At 44.0% G+C, this 19,149-nt stretch carries 8 protein-coding genes; 1 reads left to right on the top strand and 7 read right to left on the bottom strand.

All coding sequences use genetic code 11. The features are described 5' to 3' along the window. The first annotated feature begins 210 nt into the window (after positions 1–210). The gene (locus B4G94_RS08830; protein ID WP_165307125.1) at positions 211–2,574 is read left to right on the top strand and encodes a glycoside hydrolase family 127 protein; all 2,364 of its coding nucleotides are present in this window, start codon (positions 211–213) and stop codon (positions 2,572–2,574) included. A 5-nt stretch (positions 2,575–2,579) separates the two neighbouring features. Here B4G94_RS08830 and B4G94_RS08825 read toward each other — a convergent pair whose 3' ends face one another. From B4G94_RS08825 to B4G94_RS08795, 7 genes are all read right to left on the bottom strand, one after another. Continuing rightward, entirely contained in the window at positions 2,580–5,081 is a 2,502-nt protein-coding gene (locus B4G94_RS08825; protein WP_286858336.1) for a sugar-binding domain-containing protein, read from the bottom strand. Between the two features lie 33 nt (positions 5,082–5,114). After that, positions 5,115–6,986 (bottom strand): family 43 glycosylhydrolase, encoded by a 1,872-nt coding sequence (locus B4G94_RS08820; protein WP_286858334.1) that lies wholly within the window; start codon positions 6,984–6,986, stop codon positions 5,115–5,117. A gap of 131 nt (positions 6,987–7,117) precedes the next feature. Then, positions 7,118–8,833: a RagB/SusD family nutrient uptake outer membrane protein gene (locus tag B4G94_RS08815; protein WP_286858333.1), complete on the bottom strand. Its 1,716-nt coding sequence runs from the start codon at positions 8,831–8,833 to the stop codon at positions 7,118–7,120. A 15-nt stretch (positions 8,834–8,848) separates the two neighbouring features. Further along, positions 8,849–11,938 carry a SusC/RagA family TonB-linked outer membrane protein gene (locus B4G94_RS08810; protein ID WP_286858331.1) on the bottom strand — a complete coding sequence of 1,030 codons (3,090 nt, stop codon included), beginning with the start codon at positions 11,936–11,938 and terminating at the stop codon, positions 8,849–8,851. A gap of 348 nt (positions 11,939–12,286) precedes the next feature. Continuing rightward, positions 12,287–16,303 carry a hybrid sensor histidine kinase/response regulator transcription factor gene (locus B4G94_RS08805; RefSeq protein WP_286858329.1) on the bottom strand — a complete coding sequence of 1,339 codons (4,017 nt, stop codon included), beginning with the start codon at positions 16,301–16,303 and terminating at the stop codon, positions 12,287–12,289. Positions 16,304–16,343: 40 nt separating this feature from the next. Next, a complete protein-coding gene (locus B4G94_RS08800; RefSeq protein ID WP_286858327.1) occupies positions 16,344–18,317 on the bottom strand; it encodes a glycoside hydrolase family 97 protein in 1,974 nt (657 codons plus the stop codon). Positions 18,318–18,763: 446 nt separating this feature from the next. Beyond that, positions 18,764–19,132, bottom strand: coding sequence for a MerR family DNA-binding protein (locus B4G94_RS08795; RefSeq protein ID WP_108633858.1), 369 nt, complete (start codon positions 19,130–19,132; stop codon positions 18,764–18,766). Positions 19,133–19,149 lie beyond the last annotated feature (17 nt).

The following is a 19,149-nucleotide window of genomic DNA, read 5'->3' as shown; positions in this document are numbered from 1 at the left end:
GACGTACGGCGGTATTCCTCCGATAAAATTGCTTCAAATCAAAGGATCAACAGGCATCTAAATATAGCAACATAATAAATGTTAAAAAAACATTTAAAAATAGTTTTGTAATTTATATCTTTGGTTTAACGATACAATACTTCGAATTATCCAATAACCAACTTGTTGCATACTTTGATCATGCAGCTGATTACATACCTTAAATTTGAAATGAAATTAAATAGTAGTCTTTCCCAAATAATCTTTGTATTCGCTTTTTGTTCATCTTTATTTGCACAGTCACCCAAACAGCTAAACTATTTCGATCTAAAGGATATTCGATTATTACCGGGCCCCTTTTATCATGCACAACAGCTTGATTTGCAATACCTATTGGCGATGGATCCTGATCGTCTACTTGCTCCGTTTTTAAGGGAAGCTGGCTTACCTGTCATTAAAGAATCTTACACGAACTGGGAAAACACTGGTTTGGACGGTCATATCGGCGGTCATTACCTTTCTGCACTCTCACATATGTACGCTTCTACTGACGATCCGCGGATCAAAGAACGACTTGATTATATGATTATAACCCTGCGGCACTGTCAGCAAGCAAATGGAAATGGCTATATTGGCGGTGTCCCGGGAGGTAAACGCATCTGGGAAGAAATTCATATGGGTAATATCCATTCAAGCACTTTTAGTCTAAATGGAAAGTGGGTTCCGCTTTATAATATTCATAAAACCTACGCCGGATTGCGCGATGTCTACTTGCTGACGGCTAATCAAACCGCTAAAACCATGCTTATTGAGATGACTGATTGGGCTCTTAGATTGGTTTCTCAACTGTCTGAGACTCAAATACAGGATATGTTGCGCAGTGAACATGGTGGTCTCAATGAAATTTTTGCAGATGTCGCTGCAATTACTCAAAACCCCAAATACCTGGATCTTGCGCGAAAATTTTCTCACCAATCCATCTTGGTCCCCTTAAAACAACATCAGGATAAATTAACGGGATTACATGCCAATACGCAGATCCCGAAAGTTCTGGGCTTCGCACGAATTGCAGAACTCTCCAAGGATGTGGAATGGACCGGGGCCGTACGCTACTTCTGGGATAATGTAGTATTGCATAGATCCATTGCCATCGGTGGGAATAGTGTCAGTGAACACTTTAATCCTACAAACGATTTTTCGAAGATGGTTCATAGCATCGAGGGCCCCGAGACCTGTAACACCTACAATATGCTCAGGCTCACAAAAATGCTGTACCGTACAGATCAACAGGCCAAGTATATGGATTTTTATGAAAAGGCATTATATAATCACATTTTATCTACCCAACATCCCGAACACGGTGGACTTGTCTACTTCACGCAAATCCGTCCGGGACATTATCGCGTCTACTCCCAACCACAGACGAGTATGTGGTGCTGCGTGGGGTCTGGAATGGAAAACCATGCCAAGTATGGCGAAATGATTTATGCACATACACAGGATGACTTGTACATCAATCTCTTTGTTCCCTCTCGACTAAATTGGAAAGAAAAGGGAGTCGAGATCATTCAGGACAACAATTTCCCGAAGGATCCATATACCTCGTTGATCATTAATTCAAAAAATAAACATGAATTTACTCTTTATCTACGTAAACCTAAATGGCTGAAGACTAAGCCAACTATATCAATAAACGAAAAATCTTATCCCATTACGGATTCCACGGAAACACATATTAAAATAAAACGTACCTGGAAGCCTGGAGATCGCCTGCGTATGGAATTACCAATGGAAATCCAGGCCGAACAGTTGCCTGACCAAAGTAATTATTATTGCATATCCTATGGTCCTGTTGTCCTCGCTGCACGCTCCGGAACAAATGATTTAACGGGACTCAAGGCCGACGATAGCCGGATGGGCCATATTGCATCTGGAAAGCAGGTCCCATTGCGCGATATCCCTATCCTAACAGGTGATCCCAAGGCCATCCCAACGCTTATCCATCCTGTTTCCTCCAAACCATTGCATTTTACACTCACAGGACTTCACCGAGGAAAAGACACACTAAAAATGGAACTTGAACCTTTCTATGGTATTCATGACAGTAGGTATATTCTTTATTGGCCACAAGCAACCTCTGCCCAACTTCAACAGCTGCAGGATAAAATTGAAAGGGATGAACGCGAAAGCCTTGCCCTCACTGCAATCACGGTGGACAAGGTTATTGCTGGAGAACAACAGCCGGAATCGGATCATTTCTTTCGGGAAGAAAGTAGCAAGGCCGGGAGCACTGACGATACGCGTTGGCGTGAAGCCAGCGGCTGGTTCAGTTACCAGCTAAAAAATACAGATGCTAGTGCACTATACCTGAAGTATATGACAGATACTGCGCTGCGGACCAGCGAAATCTGGATCAATGGAATCCTTGTTGAAACCCTAAAGAGCACTGATAGCAGTGCTGTTGTTAAAACCTCGCGCATAAAGCTTCCCAAAGGAAGTACCGCTATGTCGACAATAGAGGTAAAAATCAAGGGGACATCAACGTCCCCCAGTCATAAAATTTTAGAAATACGGACACTCCGCTCAGATGAATAGGCCCATCAGTTAAAGCTATAGGATACCGTGGCGGCTTTCAGCCAGGGTGAGGTCAGCCGAATGGTAATCTGGTCCCCCGATTTGCCCGTTGATTGTACATATACGATCATTTTGCCTTGATGGACCCGCTGTTTATTATCCGTATAATCACCCATATCGGCATTGTTTCCGGCCTCCATACCCAATAAACGTGCATTTCCGGTAATATCGCAGGTAATTTCATCTTCCGAAAGAACCACGGGAATGCCCTTTTCATCGACAAGCTGCACCATTAGCTGCAGCAGACCCCCCGCTTTAATCGACGGATCCCCAACAAGCACCGTCTGAATGGATGCCGGCCGTTGGCTGGATTGAATCGCATGGCGGACAACTTCTTTTCCATTGCTGTCCAGCCCGATCACTTCCAGCCTACCAGTGGCATAAGGGATATCCCAAAAGATAATTCCTGTTTTTGCATCGTATTTTTTCTCATCACCCACGGTCTGCCCATTCAGTGCTAGCCGGGCTGCAGCACTATTGGTATAGCAGACCACCCGGATCAGCTGACCGTCCTGATAATTCCAGATCGGCCAGGCATCCATCGAGGGTTTTTCGTTTTTTCGTTGTTGCTGCTCAGTTTCCGAAGCTGACCACACATCCGTCCTCGTGGTCGCTCCTGCCAATGGATAAGTTCCCAAATAAGCCATGGGTTTTTCTGCCCACAGAGATTGGCGAAAATATCCCCTGGGTTTGATAAAGCCAGCAAAATCAAGTAAGCCCGAATAAAAACCGCGTGAAGGCCAACGGCCCGATTCGCCTAGATAATCGATCCCCGTCCAAAGAAACTGTCCAAATATATGCGCATTATCGCGTACAGCCAGCCATGCAGGAAGATCATGCCTATTTTCGCTTCCAAAGATTACGCGCTTCGGGTAACGCTGATGATCTTCCTGATATCGGCTTTCGGTGTAATTATATCCCGCAATATCAAGTGCTCCGGGGTAGGCTGTTTCATTGGACATCGCCACACCCGCGAGGCCTGCCGTTACCGCTCGGCTTCGATCGTATTTTTTTACCACAGCAACCAGACGTTTGGCAATATCCCCCAAGCGCATGGCATCCGGCGCATCTGTTTTATAACCACCATATGAAGCTTGTGTAAAACCACCTTCTTTTTTTTCGCCATTCAAAATCGGATGCGAATAGGGATCATTGGGATAATCCACTTCATTGCCTATGCTCCAGGCAAATATTGAAAGGTGATTCCGGTCCCTTTGGACCATATCGGCCAAATCCCGCTCCCCCCACGCTTCAAAAAAGTCATAAGCTCCTTCAAAACCAGGTACACCGACATTCCAGCCCTGTAGCCACTTTCGCTTCGGAAATTCCCACTCATCAAACGCTTCATCCATAACCAGCAGACCAAGCTCATCACATAAAGTATAGAGTGAGGTAGCTTGCGGATTATGACTTGTACGTATAGCGTTAACACCCAACGATTTTAAAGTGAGTAAGCGACGCTTCCACACTTCGGTATAAACCTCGGCACCGAGGACACCGGCATCGTGATGCAAGCATACACCTTTCACTTTCATCCATTGGTTGTTTAAGGCAAAGCCTTTATCTGGATCAAAGGTAAAGGTCCTAAAACCGGTTTTTACTTCGGACTGATCTATCTGCTTGCCTTTTTGCCATACTGTCGTCCGCAATGTATATTGTATAGGTTGCGTTAAGCTCCACAGCTTTGGATTTGATGCTGTCAATTTCAGGTTTAGGCGTGCTTTATCGGCTGCAGCGACCGTAAGCTGCCCGGATTTTTTCTCAACAAGCCTACCTTCGGCATCGATGAGCTCCTGTTGCACGGTAACTGCGCTACGCTGGGACGAACTGTTTACAACTGTAATTTCAGTGTTTAGTATTCCTTTGCCGGCTTTGAGTTCCGGATAGGCATATACCCCCCATTGATCCAGATGAATCTGATTGGCCTTGACAACCCAAACATCCCGGTAGATTCCGGAACCTGTGTACCAGCGCGAATCTGCGCTTTTGCTATGGTCTACCATGACAGCTATGGTATTTTCCTTTCCGAATTCAATATACGGGCTGATATCGTAGGAAAATGATACATAGCCGTTGGGTCGCTTCCCGACAGATTTGCCGTTGACAAAAACTTCACTGCGGTTGTAAACACCTTCAAAATAAAGAAAGATCTTCTTTCCTTGGTCTGCAGCAGGTATGGACAGTTGTTTTCGGTACCACCCTATACCCCCGGGTAAATATCCCGTGGCGCTGGCGAGGTTTGGACTCAAAGGATACTTTACGCCCCAGTCATGCGGTAACCTGACCGATTTCCAGGCCTGCTCGTTTAGTGCTGTTGCACTTTGCGCTGCTCCTGCGGTTTCTAACTGGAACTGCCAGTCTGCGTTGATCCGCTGAGCGAACCCAAACCCCGGCTGGGCGTAGAGGGTACTCTGCCCAATTAAAACTGCCGTAGAAAGCATCGCTATATTTTTAATAATTGTTCTCATGTTATATAATGGTTTAGGTTGATTTGATTTATATTAATGGGTTGGAATGACAGGGACGATCTGACCATTCGCATCGAAATAAAGCCGATCCATGCATACTTCCCGGTGGAAACCTGCTGCATCCCCCATCCTGATCCCATTTGGGTAACTAAATCGATGGTAGACAATATACCATTCGTCGGTTCCGGGCACTTGCAAGATCGAATTATGACCAGTACCGTAGATTCCTTTCGCCGGATCTTTTTGTAAGATCAGATTGTTCTCGGGCACCCGGATCGGACCATAGGGAGAGGTTGATGTCCCATAGCGAACCCGGTAATTCTCGCTGCGGGTATCATCTTCTGACCAAAGAAAATAGTATATTCCATTGCGAAAGATCACATATACCCCTTCACGAAATGTTTTGTCAGGCGTCAATACCTTCATTGTATTCTTTTTGATGGAGACCATATCCTTATTTAGTTCGGCAACGGCAAGGTAACCGTTTCCCCAATACAAATAACTTTTACCTGACTTGGGGTCATTGAACACCGCCGGATCGATCTCCTGCCCGCCAGTTACGCCGGGAGGTTTGAAATCGATCAACGGTGTGCCCGAGTCCTTGAATGGTCCCGTTGGCTGGTCCGCTACGGCGACACCGATTTTCTGCGCCGCCGTAAAATAGTAGTAATATTTATAGTCGCCTTTGACTTTTTTCTCGGTGATCGCTGGTGCCCATGCATGGCGTGGTCCCCAGGGAACCTCTTTTTTAAGATCCAGGATGACACCCTCATCCTTCCAATGGATAAGATCGGCCGAAGAAAAGGTCTTAAAATAATAGCCGCCCCAGCCATCAAATCCATCACTTGTTGGATAGATATAATATCTTTTGGTTTTGTTGGCGTAAAGAATATCGGGATCTGCATAAAAGCCGTCCAGAATTGGATTCCTTTTCAGCGCAAGCGGTATATCCTTGGGTTTGCCCCAATGAGACGTCAACTGGGTCAGCTCATCTCTGGAAAGGGGTATGATGGTTCCATGACGGGGATGAAAATCCATATCAATCTCTTGGTCGATCACTTTAAAACGATCGAGATCATCGGATATACAGAATTGGTATTTTCCCTTACCATAAACATCATACATCAGGATATATTGATCCGACTGATTTCGCTTGAAGACGCTTGATCCCTCCACGGCCTCCTTTGTTTGCTGCTTATACCCAACCTGTTCGATCCATTTCCCCGAAGTCAGGGAATCGGTCATGGCAAGTTTGATTCCATTGCCATGTCCTTCCGTTTTGTAGAAGAGGTAAAAGAGTCCATTCTTTTTAATAATATCGCCATCAATACAAGATTTGCCGTTTTTAGGCACAAAGAGCACCTTTGGCTCCGTTTCAAAATCGGTGAAATCTTTATTGGCATAGGCATAATAAATGATATCCGGACCATTTCCATGTTGCATAGACCAATAGACCATATATTTTCCTGCTGCCGAATCAAAAATGGTCTGTGGCGCCCATACACGCTTCAGATCTTCCTGCCCAGTAAATCGCTGCTGGAAATCGATGGCCTGATGCGACCAGTGCAACAGATCCTGCGATTTTAGCAGGACCATACCGCGATTGGAATCCCAGCCTTTGGAGGAGGTCATATCGGTCAGTACCATATAGAATGTCTTTCCATCCTCAGCACGGAGAATATGCGGATCCCTAACACCTCCGGTTTTACTGATGGTCTTCGAATCCAGTACCGGACGATTACCGTTCAACGCACGGTAGGTATAACCATCGGTGCTGATGGCAAAACAGACAGCTTCATCTGCCACAGCATTGCCCTTAAAATAAGCGAATAAATAACCGGCAAAATCCTTTTCGGTCGGGCCCTGCCTATATTCCTGTGCGTATGCCGATGCCACAATATTCATCAATAAAAATGCTATAACCGTAAATCGCATGTATAAAATAATTTAGTAAAGGTTGCTTGATCTGACAAAGATGCGCTGGTTCCGAAAAGGGTCCCAGCGCATCGAGTAAGTCTTTTTTTTATTAACTAACATTAATAACCGGGATTTTGTTCCAGTTGTCCGTTCGAGGACAAAATCTCTGCACGTGGTATCGGGAGCCAATAATGTTTCTCTTCAAACCGGCGGCCCGATAATGCTTCTTTTCGCGTATAGGTAAGCCCATTATTTCCTTTTGTCACCGTCATTCCGGAGGCTGGAACATTCTCTGTTATGTTGGCGATTTTCCATCTTCTTACGTCATAAAAACGATGTTCCTCGAAGGCCAGCTCTATCCGGCGTTCGTAACGCAACAGTTTTCTAAATTCATCTTTTGATTGCCCAACAGGTATTTCAGGCATCTCTACAGAAGGTCTTGTCCGAACTAAATTTAATGCCTGTCTAGCTGTAAGACTACTACCTGCGGGTAGCATATCCGGACCGTAGGCCTCATTAGCCGCCTCTGCAAAATTTAACAGGATCTCAGCATAACGAAAATAATTCCATGGTTGAAATCCCGCATTTCCCCAAGGATTTTCCAACGGATACGCATCATTCATAAACTTACGCAGATAATAACCGGTTTTCGATGTGTTCCAATTATCCCTTCCCTCCCTGCTATCCTGTCCGCCCGGTATAAATGTTTCAACCGCGCGCCCTCTGTACATCGAACCATTATGTAGGATTGTTGCATCAAAGCGTGGATCACGATTGACATAGGGATTATTGGGATCGTATCCTGAAGCAGTGTTTACAGTTCCATCCTCATTCAACGGAGCTAGACCATTTTTCATCTGATAAGCGTCCACCAGATTCTGGTAAGGCGTATTTCCACCCCACCCCCCATAGCCGTTCGGTCCGTTTGCAATCTCTAAATGCACATGATTGGCATTTTTGGTATAATAACGGGCAAAGATAGTTTCCGGATTCCGGTCAGTCAAAAATAGAGACTGGTATCCGCCCGTATACAGGCTGTATTTATTTAACGAAATCAACTCTTGTGCTGCCTGAGCAGCGTCAGCCCAAGTACCCGCGTTATAGAGAGGGCTCGCTGCATACAGCAGTAGTCTTGATTTTAATGCCATTGCGGCAGCCTTGGTAGCCCGGCCGGTAACCCAGCTGTTGTCATTGTTATCCAGCGGCAGTTTTTCAATTGCTTCGTCCAATTCTCTTATCACATAATCCATTCCTTCCTGAATAGACTTCCGCTCAAAAAGGCTTGCAGTACTTAAGTCATCTTTCAAACCATACACGGTATCGCCCATCAAGACAACCCGGCCAAAGTTCCGAATGAGATCGTGATACCGAAATGCCCTGATAAACTGCAGTTCACCTTCAAGATGCCGTTTATGTGAAGAACTCATCTGAATTGTAGTCAGTACTTTCTTTGCATAATTACATTCACGGATACTGCGGTAGCTACGGGCCCAAAGCGATCCGGCGGCGCCTAAATTTTCAGGCGATAACTGCCCCCGGATAATGAGCCAAGTATTATCATCATTGGTATACATGGATTCATCAGAGAGTGAAGACCAAAGGGCGTATTCAAATCCACGTCCAAACCCCGGATTAGTCCCGTCAGCCTCACTTGATATAATTTTTTCACCGATGTATCTGTTGATAATAAAAGCTTCCAAGACAGCTGTATCTGACTCAATTGCTTCTGTTGATATCCGGTCTGTCGCCGTTACATCCAATAGATTTTTGTTACAAGCCGAAAAAACGGTCAATCCCAAGGCCAAAGGCACTATATATTTAGTTATAAATTTCATCGCTTAGGTTCCTCCTTAAAATTTCAAATTTGCACCTATATTAATAATACGTTGTTGCGGATAGAATTGACCACTACCGCTATTCCCTTCCGGATCGTAGTCCTTCACTTTTGTGATAGTCAAGAGATTAAATCCGTTGACATAAAATCGAAGTCCGCCCAATTTCAGCCTCGATAAGACCTCACTAGGCAATGTATAGCCTATCTCAACATTTTTCAAACGCAAAAAGGACGCATTATTCAACCAAAAGGTGTTATTATACAAGCCACCGCTCACAGCTGAAGAGGCGCGTTCAGGTACTTTCGGATAGTTTCCGTTCGGATTATTGACTTCATTAAATCGATTGTCGGCCCAGGTACTGTAGAAGTTTCCTACTGTTCCGGATTCCGGAAGCACGTGCTGGCTTACTTTAGCCTGCCCAGCAAAAAGAATGGAAATATCTACATTTTTATAAGCGGCATTCAGATTAAAGCCATACGTAATTTGAGGAATATTACCATATTTTGTCCGTATCATATCATCTGCCGTTATCTTACCATCTTGGTTATAGTCCTGATAAATTAAATCCCCAACCTGTGCTCCCGGTGCCTGTGGGGCCGCAGCGAGATCTGCTTCGGTCCGGTTTAATCCAATGGCGTTATAGAGCAGATAGGTTCCCAGCGGTCTCGATGTCTGGCGCTGATAATCCAGCGTACCGCTGGCCTCATCAATAAAGATAATTTTACTTTTGGCAAAGGTAAAATTACCGGATACTCCCCAGCTGAAATCGCCCGGTTTTTGATACGACAAAGTTCCTTCAAATCCTTCGCTATTCACCTTGCCAATATTCTCCGAAGGGACCAGCGGTTTGGAGCTGTTCTCTTTGTATGGATTGACAATACCTGAAGTTGCCGGAATCGACGCATTTCTTTCCGTCAGAATATCCGATCTCTTTTGTTTGAAATAAATGGCCTCTATCGTAAAATTCTTGAGAAATTGTGCATTTAATCCGACATCTAGCTTCTTGGACACCTCCCAAGTAATCGCCGGATTTGCTAATTTTGCCAATTTAACATTGGGTTCTATCTGGCTTTTATCATTTAGAAGCGCGACCAGACCATTTCCTACCAACGTATAGTTATCGTAGAATTGGAATCCGTCGACATTATCGTTACCAAGGGTACCATAAGAGGCGCGAAGTTTTAGATCATCTAAAAATCCGATCTTGTCTGCAAACCAGTCTTCTTTGCTGATACGCCACCCGGCGGATATGGAAGGGAAATATCCCCATCGCTTGCCTGAGGGGAAAATGGAAGAACCATCTGCCCTGAGCTGTCCTTCAAACAGGTATTTTTCATTATAATTATAAGCTATCCGGCTAATGATACTCTGTCTCGTATAATTAGAACTATAACCTGAATTAAGATAATCTGTCGCAGCGGATCCACCTTGTGATAATTCAGGCAGCTGGTTGGAGAGATAATTAAAACGCTGCGCGTCAAAATATTCCAAATGCCTTTTACTTTGCTCATAACCGACAAAAGCATTGATTGCGTGGGCACCAAAGGTACGTTCAAAATTCAGTTTTATATTGCTTGTGATTAAGGATTCATTGGTATGCGATTCGGTCAATGTAGCCTTATTGTTATTTCCGCCGACAATAGATTCTTCGTACGTATTTTTTGCCTGGTCATAAGCATTTAACACGTAGGGCACACTGAAGTTTTTGCTAAAATTTGCGGATTTGTCCACCGAAAGAAAACCATCTACGGATAGCCCTTCTACCCAAGGAAGCTGATAGCTTGCTTTGAGTATGCCATTGAAAACCTGTTTGGGATTATTCACGGTCCCACCGATATCCGTGACCATTAAGGCGGGATTGGATCCTTCAATGCCCCGCGTCGGTAAGCCATTTGGATAATATGCGCTTACCGTAGGATACGCTCTATACATGGAGCGAAAAATATCTCCGGCAGATGCGATGGGGAATTTACGGTCTTCCTGTCTTCCCGAGAGAGAGAGTCCGACCTTAAAGCGATCAGTTACATTGGCTTCAAGATTTGTTCTGAAATTATACTGCTTATATTTTGTTACCCCCTTTTGGTATAAGCCATCCTGATAAACCGAACCCAGAGACATAAAATATCGCACATCCTCGGTTCCACCAGCGACAGACAGATTATGCTGACTTTGTATTGCCGCTTTTTTCAAGGTGACATCTGCCCAATCGGTATTGGGGTATAGCAGTGGATCAGATCCGTCTCTAAATTTTTGAATCTGTTCTGCTGAATAAATCTGGTTCATTCCTCCGGAAGAACTATTTCCATAAGCAATTTCGTTCCTTAAAATAGCATAAGTAGCGGCATCAGCCATTTTAGGCAACCGTGTTGGTGAACTGACACCGAGATTTCCGCTATACGTGATAGAAGGTTTACCGCTTTTTCCACGTTTGGTCGTGACTAAAATAACCCCATTTGCTGCCCTGTTACCATAAATTGCCGCTGAGGCATCTTTTAAAACCGAAATACTTTCAATATCGTTTGGATCCAGACGCTCCAGGCCGCCTATTTGTCCGGGTACACCATCTACGACAACCAATACATCATTACTACCTGTAGTTGCCTGTCCACGCACCGTAATGGATGAACCGTCATAACCGGGCTCACCGCTCCGATTGTTGATTACCACGCCAGAAAAACGTCCAGCGAGTGAATTGGATAAATTAGGTTGTGGGCTTTTCACGATATCTTTGCCCTTCACTTCAGAAATAGATCCGGTTAATGTCGCTTTTCTTTGTGTGCCATATCCCACCACCACGACATCTTCCAGAACGCGCTCATCTTTTTCAAGCCGAATTATCAGATTTGTGGTTTCGTTTAGTGGGACTTTGTAGGTCATGTAGCCGATGAAAGAGACAACAAGCACACCTTTAGTGGCATTCAGTTCAAATTTTCCCGATTTGTCTGTTGAAGTTCCCTTACCTCCGCCCTCCATAATCACAGTCGCACCTGCGATAGGCTCGTTGGCCTTATTCAAGACCTGTCCCGAAATTTTCCCCTGGGCGTATAACAATGTTGGCGCAACGCTCAACACCGTATACAAAGAAACAATTTTTAGGTTGTTCATAAATTTCTATACGAATTAAACAGTAAATAATACAATCTGGCCAGAATAGACAGCGAAGATGATAAGCGATGGTTTACATAGGTTACATCAGATGCATTGCTACTTCCTGCGAGATTTATAATTGATTATACTGTCAAACTTAGGGGATTTTAAAGCTTCAGACCGTATACAAATCCGTCAAATACCATATAGTTTTCGGTCAAAAAGCGGCTTTTCAACAAAAATAAGTATGTTTTTCGGTTCATGACCTCATCCGTTAGCCCTGGTCACGATCACTTATATCGCGAATGTCCCACAAGATATTTGTTGAGTAATTAACATCAGAAAGAAGGTCAGATGATGCGCCCCTTAGCTCTTCGCTCCCGACTTTTGATATTCAGAAGGAAGCTGTCCGAACTCTTCTTTAAAGCATTGCCGAAAGTAAATAGCGCTATTGATGCCGACCATAAAAGAAACTTCGGTCACATTGTACGCTCCCGAACGTAACAGCTCAGCAGCTTTATGTATCCGTATTTTACGCACAAGTTGATTGATATTCCTCCCCGTAATACCTTTTAGTTTGCGATATAAGGTTGATTGGCTCATATTCATTTTTTCTGCCAGGGTAGCGGCATCCAATACCTCATCTTGCATATGTTGTTCTACGATTGCCACAAAATCCTGAACAAATGCGTTTTCACGCCATAACTCATCTTTTTCGGTTTGCCGGTTTTCTACAAAATCCGTTGGCTGATCCAATTTGATTTTCTGTAAAATAGCATTGTTCATGGCCTTCTGTTTGCGCAACAGGTTATCAATACGTTTGAGCAATAAAGCTGTACCGATCGGTTTTGTGAGATACGAATCTACTCCGAGGTCATACCCCCGTTGCCTGTCCAGATCCGTATCTTTCGCCGTCAACAGGATTAATGGTATATGGCTTGTCGAGCGCTCATCCTTCAATTTTTCAGCTAGTAGAAAACCATCCATATCAGGCATCATAATGTCGCTTATTAGAAGATCGGGTATCCTATTTTGTGCAATGTCCAATCCAACTGCTCCATTTTCAGCAAGCAAAACTTCGTAATTTGGGCATAAGGCATCTCCCAGATAGGCGCGTAAATCAGGATCATCTTCGACCAAAAGAATCAATGGGCGACTGAGATCCATAGCTACCTGATCAGATTCCGCGATCAATTCCACTGCTTTTGGAGTATCAACGTCGACTCTATTTGCTAAAAACCGGACTGATACCGTCGTTCCCATTCCCTCTGTGCTTTTAATTTCGATCTTACCTTGATGAATCGCCGTCAATTCTTTGACCAGGGCCAGACCTATACCCGTTCCATGGATTCCCCTGCCGGGAATCTGATAGAACTTATCGAAAATTCGATCCATTTGGTCCGCCGGAATCCCGCGACCCGTGTCTTCAATGGATAAAACTGCCCAATGGGTTAAATTTGATTGTTCATACTTAAGGCCCAGCCTAATATGGCCCGAATCGGTATATTTATAGGCGTTAGAAAGCAAATTATCTACGATCAACTGTATGATCTCTGCATCAAATAAAGTACGGTAATCTGTTTCGGGCAAATTTGCATATATCTCAACGTTTAGTTTGTTATTTAAGGTTCGATACTTATCCACGATATCAACAAGCATGTCACTCAAGGTCCCAGCTTCAAGTACAAGCGGTTTAAACTGCGATTCCACCTTCCTGAACTCCAAAAGCTGGCTAACCAAAGTAAAAAGCCGGTTGGCACTTTTTTGAACCGTATACACTAATCCTTTGTTTTTAGGAGATAATTGTTCATCGTGAGACAAATCGTCCAGCGGCCCCAATATGAGCGTCAATGGTGTACGGAGTTCATGCGTGATATGGGTATAGAAATTCATGCGCTCGTTATGCAAGCGTTCATCCTGAAGGTGCTGGCGTTCTTTCAGCTTCAGTTCAGACTCAGCCTTTATTCTTTTTATGTAAAAGAAAATAAGCACATAAATGACCAGCATAAAAATCAGAAAATAAGTAACTTTTGCGGGCAGACTTAGATAAAAAGGTGGTTTGATCTTAATCAGTAAACGTTGACAGGTTTGAGACCATTGCCCATTTTTCATGCGTGTGCGAATCAAAAGTTCATGATCTCCATAGGGTACATTCCGAAAATCAAGATTAGTTTCGTTGCCTAGGAAAATCCAGTCGTTATTAAGTCCCTGAAGCCGGTATCCAAACTCAACCAATCCATCCAGCGCATAGTCCATGACCGCAAGCTCGATACGAAAGCTATTCTCGTTATGATCAAGCCTGATCTCATCGGATGATGTAAGATATTTGTCTTCCTGTGCATTCGATTCGCCGGAGCGGAAAACAATAAATCGGCTCAGCCGAATCGGAGATTTTGGCAGTTTTGAGGGGATTTCATTCGGATCAAAATAACATATGCCGTCTTGCATCCCGAAATACAGGCGTCCTGCCAAATCCCGCCCCACACTTCCATTTATAAAACCTCCCAGTGGTAGGCCGAATGACTGATCGTATTGTAAAAAGCGGTTTTCTTTGGGTAAAAAGCGCAGTATACCTGACTTTGTAGAGCACCAGATATGCCCATTTTGATCTTCTGAAAGGCCATTGACAAACAGCCAGGCATCGTCACCCGGAGGCATTAAAGCTTTCAGTTCACCTATTCCGCGTTGAGCTTCCTGTAAAGCTATTCCCTGATTTGTCGCAATCCAGATATTATTATTTTTATCGCATAGCAAATGGTTGACAGTATTATTTCTCAATCCATTTCCGCTATCCATTTTCCGAATCAGCTGCCGACTATCATTATACACATACAACCCTTGTCCATACGTTCCTACCCACATATTATGCTTCCCGTCCTCGACAAGCGCTCGAGGAGCATAGTCTCCGAGCATCGGATTGTTGATCAGCAATTTTTGCACGCTATGATTGTGCGGGTCATAGATAAACAGACCCTGGTATGCAGCAATCCAGATTACACCGCTGTGATCTTCATAAATTGCGCGAACCTCCGACACTGGCTCTCCAAGATCTATCGTATGCCATGTTGTGGATCCGGCATAGCAAACTGCAACACCGCCTTTTCGTAAACCTAACCAGACATGCTGCTTATGATCCTTAAATGCAGCCAATATAAAATCATCAGGACTGCCGTTCTTTTGTGTCATCCATTTGAGTAATCTGCCATTTTTGCCCATCTCTACGATTCCGGAGCCTTCTGTCGTCAACCAGACCGCGTCTGTACCCCTGACGATAATATTACTCACTGTTGCCAGCTGATCCGGCAATAATGCGCCTGTTGGGAAAACATTAAAAAAGGGTTTGATATGGCTGATCACCCCCACACCACCGCCGTATAGCGCGAGCCAGAGATTCCCAAATTTGTCCGGTGTAATATGTTGGACCATTGAATTATTTCCCTTTCCCAAGTCAAAAAGCTGTATTTGCCGGACACCCTCGACCCTTTTGTCGTATCCATAGCCTGGTTGTATTACAAAAAGCTGAGACGATTCTGCTCCTATCCAAAGCTTACCGCCAAATTCCTTAATTGCATAAATAAAGGGCTCATTTCCATTTTTAGACGACGCAGACAAAGATATATGCTTTAGCTGACCACTCGAGGTATGGTAGACGGCAAGCCCTTTCCGGGTGCCGATCCAGATATTGTCATATTGATCACAAAATAAGACTTTAACCTCGTTGTCAGGTAATTCAGCACCGGAATTTTGGTAAGTCAAGCGTTTTAAAGATCGACGTATTGGATTCAGGATCGTCATTCCCTCTTTGACATGGCCGACATAGAGCATTCCTTTTCGGTCTTCGGCTAATGACCATATACTGTTTTCAGGGAAATCCGGTAAATTACTTTTATTGAGGTGTTGAAATTCTTTTCTGACAGGATCGAAGTGTTGAATCCCCTGGTGATAGGTCGCTAACCATAGGCCGCCATCCCTTGCACGAATCATATCTGTAATATCATTTGTAGCAATGGATTTTGGATCAGCTGGATCATGCACATAATAGCTGAATTTATTTGTCGTTAAATCAAGGACATTTAAACCATCAGCGCGCGTACCGATATACAACTTTTTATCGTCATGGAGCAGCGTATTGATCTCGTTGCTATTGACAGTGTGCCCGTCTTTCCTTTTAGAAGCATAGTAATGCTTAAATGACTTTCCTGCAAATCGGTTCAATCCAAGTTCTGTCGCAACCCACATGAAGCCTTCGTCATCATGTACAATATCAAGTACCTGCTGGTTTGTAAGGCCTTCGCGTAGCGAAAAAAAATGAGTCCGATCCGTTTGTCCAGATACTGGTAGGCATTGCCATATTAAGATGAGAACTATCAGCCATTTCTTCATAGGACAACAAAAAAAGGCAAAAAAAAGAGAAATAAAAAACCTATTTTCCAATCAATATGGCCCCACCACTCGATTGCAAGGTTAATCTGACTGTTTTCTCGCGGCTTAGGCTGATCGTTTTCTGCTCCGACCCGCGCAACTTATTGTCACTGATGCATTGCACCACGTTTTCAGAAAGCATGGGCAGGGTCACCTCAATCGTCTTTTCCTTCCCTTCGGCATTCACAGCAGCAATATACCACTGCTCTTTTTTGCGTCTCGCCAGCACCACATATTTTCCAGGATAACCATCCACAAACCGCGTCTCATCCCATACGGTGGGGACCTGCTTCATGAAGTCGATCACATGCGTGGGCATCTCAAGTAGATTGTTGGGTGTTAGTCCAAAATTCTGTACGGGAGTCTGGAATAATACCGCCGTGGCCAACTGAAATGTTTCTGTTGTCTTACGGACCGTGCCCCCATTGTTTTCACGATTATGTCGTTTGTTGAGCAGCACAGGACCGAAATCCATGGCCCCTACAGCATTACGTATAAAGGGATGCAAAGTAGCATTGAAAGCTTCGTTATCATTGGCGTCTTGTGTAAAGATGAGGTTCTCGGATGCCAATACCGCTTCACTTCCCACGAAGTTAGGATACATGCGTTCCCAACCACGGGGCAAGGTACATCCATGGAAGATCACGGTCAGCCCATAATCATTTGCATCCGCAAGAATATCTTCATAAAGCTGCAGTGTTTCCTGTTTGTCGCCACCAAAAAAATCGACTTTGATTCCTTTGATTCCGACAGCTTGCATCCAGGCCATTTCCTTTTTTCGCGCAACACCCGTATTCATCCGATTTTTAGGTGTCTGTGGTGCGTCGTTCCAATACCCGTTTGAGTTGTACCAAAGGCAGAGTCCCACACCTTTCTCTCGGCCATAGGCCGCAAGCTCTTCGATTTTACGGTGCCCGATCTCCTTGTCCCACCAATTGTCCACCAGGACAAATTCGTAACCCAAAGCAGCAGATAGGTCAACAAATTTTTTCTGATTTTCGAAATTAATACTTCCGTCCTGCCACTCCAGCCAGCTCCAAGTGGCACGTCCAAAGGTATAAGGCTTACTTGCCCTGTACTGCGGTTCGACTACATCGAAAGGAATCGTGGTCTCCACAATAGGTTTTAACGTACTGCCCACAGTGATTGTACGCCATGGTGTAAAGCCCGGTAGCGCCAGCGTTGGCCCCCGATCGCCAATGCCATTATTTTCACCTTGCTCGGGAAAGGCAATTTTGTAAAAACCCGATTTTGTGCCTTCGCTGAGCTTGGTGCCGCAGTAACTGCCATTCGATCCAGTTTCCGAAAGCAGTACCCAACCTCTGGACCCTACATGAAAAAGCGCCGGAAAGGTGTAACCAACGCCGTATTTCGACGGTACGCCCATCGCCTGATCCGGTACATAGGATTCTTCATAGCTCGGTTTTGTCTTCTTCCAGCCGATCATCGGTGTAGCTTGTGAGGTGAGAAAGGTGGTGGTTGAATGGGGAAATTTAAAACCGCTTATTTCTTCCTCGACCCGAAAATTTGCGGGTTCAGCCACCTGCGGGATACAATAGCGAAAAGCGATATCATTATTGCTGACCCTAAAAATCACAACAAGCTGTTGTTTTAAGTTATTCTCCAATGTACAAAGCAATTCGTTTGCCTGATAACGTACCAGTCTACGTTTGATTTTAGGTTCCTCATACTTTTGGTCGATTGTCTTTGTGTCGGAAGCAACCAAATGGAGATGACTGGCAAGATCCACCTTGTCGCCCCGTAAGCCCAAGGGCGAATTTTCTAACATCCCCTGTCCAGCTAGGTTCACGCGATAATAAAGTTTGCCCTTCTCTAACGATAAGTTTACTTCCAATTTCCCGTCTGGCCCAGTTACCCGCAGTTCCTGTGCACGCAGCCCCGAAAATAGCATTGTCAACAATGCACTAAGAGTTATTAGTTTCTTTATGGTCAATAAATTAATTTTATATTTCATACCTTTTATCAATCTATTTCATTAAAAGGACCTTCCGTGGTTGTATTAATCCATCTTATAGTACCATCTGCGCGATACTCCAGGTTGTTTATAAAGGTCGATCGGCTATAAATTTTCCCATTCGTATTGATGCCTCCATTATGGTAGACAAAATTAATTAGTGTCAAATTAACGTTTATTTTTTAAAATATAAAAGAATATTTTAATGTTTTAAAAATTGCACTGTCTTTCTCTCATCCAATCACGACAAATGCAATATGGATAGGTACGGGGTTAGTTAATAAAAGATATTCAAATCATAAGATCTTTTCCAAAAGGAAATGCAGACTTCGGAACAACTTGACATCCTGCGTGATGATCTGGCAAAAATTTTTATGGCGCAACAAGGGATAATGTGAAGTATATTTTACATAATCAGATCACGGCCTTAGACCGTTACAACCAAGTTATTGACTTAGGCCATTTTCGATATTGTATTTACATCGTGCTATTTGTTTTTTCATTGCCTTAAGTTCCCCTATCTTGGTGTCAATCTGTTCCAATTTAAGATTAAGCACTTCCATTTTACTGGCTTTAGTAAGCTCCTTTTGATACCATGCATCAATAACCTGTCTAATCTCTGCTAAGGTAAAGCCTACAGCCTTGGCCATTTTTATAAACCTAAGTTTTTCGGTTACTTCATCGTCATAATAAACGTAGTTATTGGATGTAACACCCTGCTTTGTCGTCCCCGAAATAAGGCCACTCTTTTCATAAAAGCGTATAGTTCCAATAGGTATGTTTGCTTCCCGAGACAGCTGACTAATTAATTTCATTGATAATCAATTATTTA

Source organism: Sphingobacterium sp. UBA7625 (genome assembly GCF_002484085.1).
Taxonomy (GTDB): Bacteria; Bacteroidota; Bacteroidia; order Sphingobacteriales; family Sphingobacteriaceae; genus Sphingobacterium; species Sphingobacterium athyrii.
Note: the sequence above shows the minus strand (reverse complement) of the source record. Positions and strands in the feature narration are given on the sequence as shown.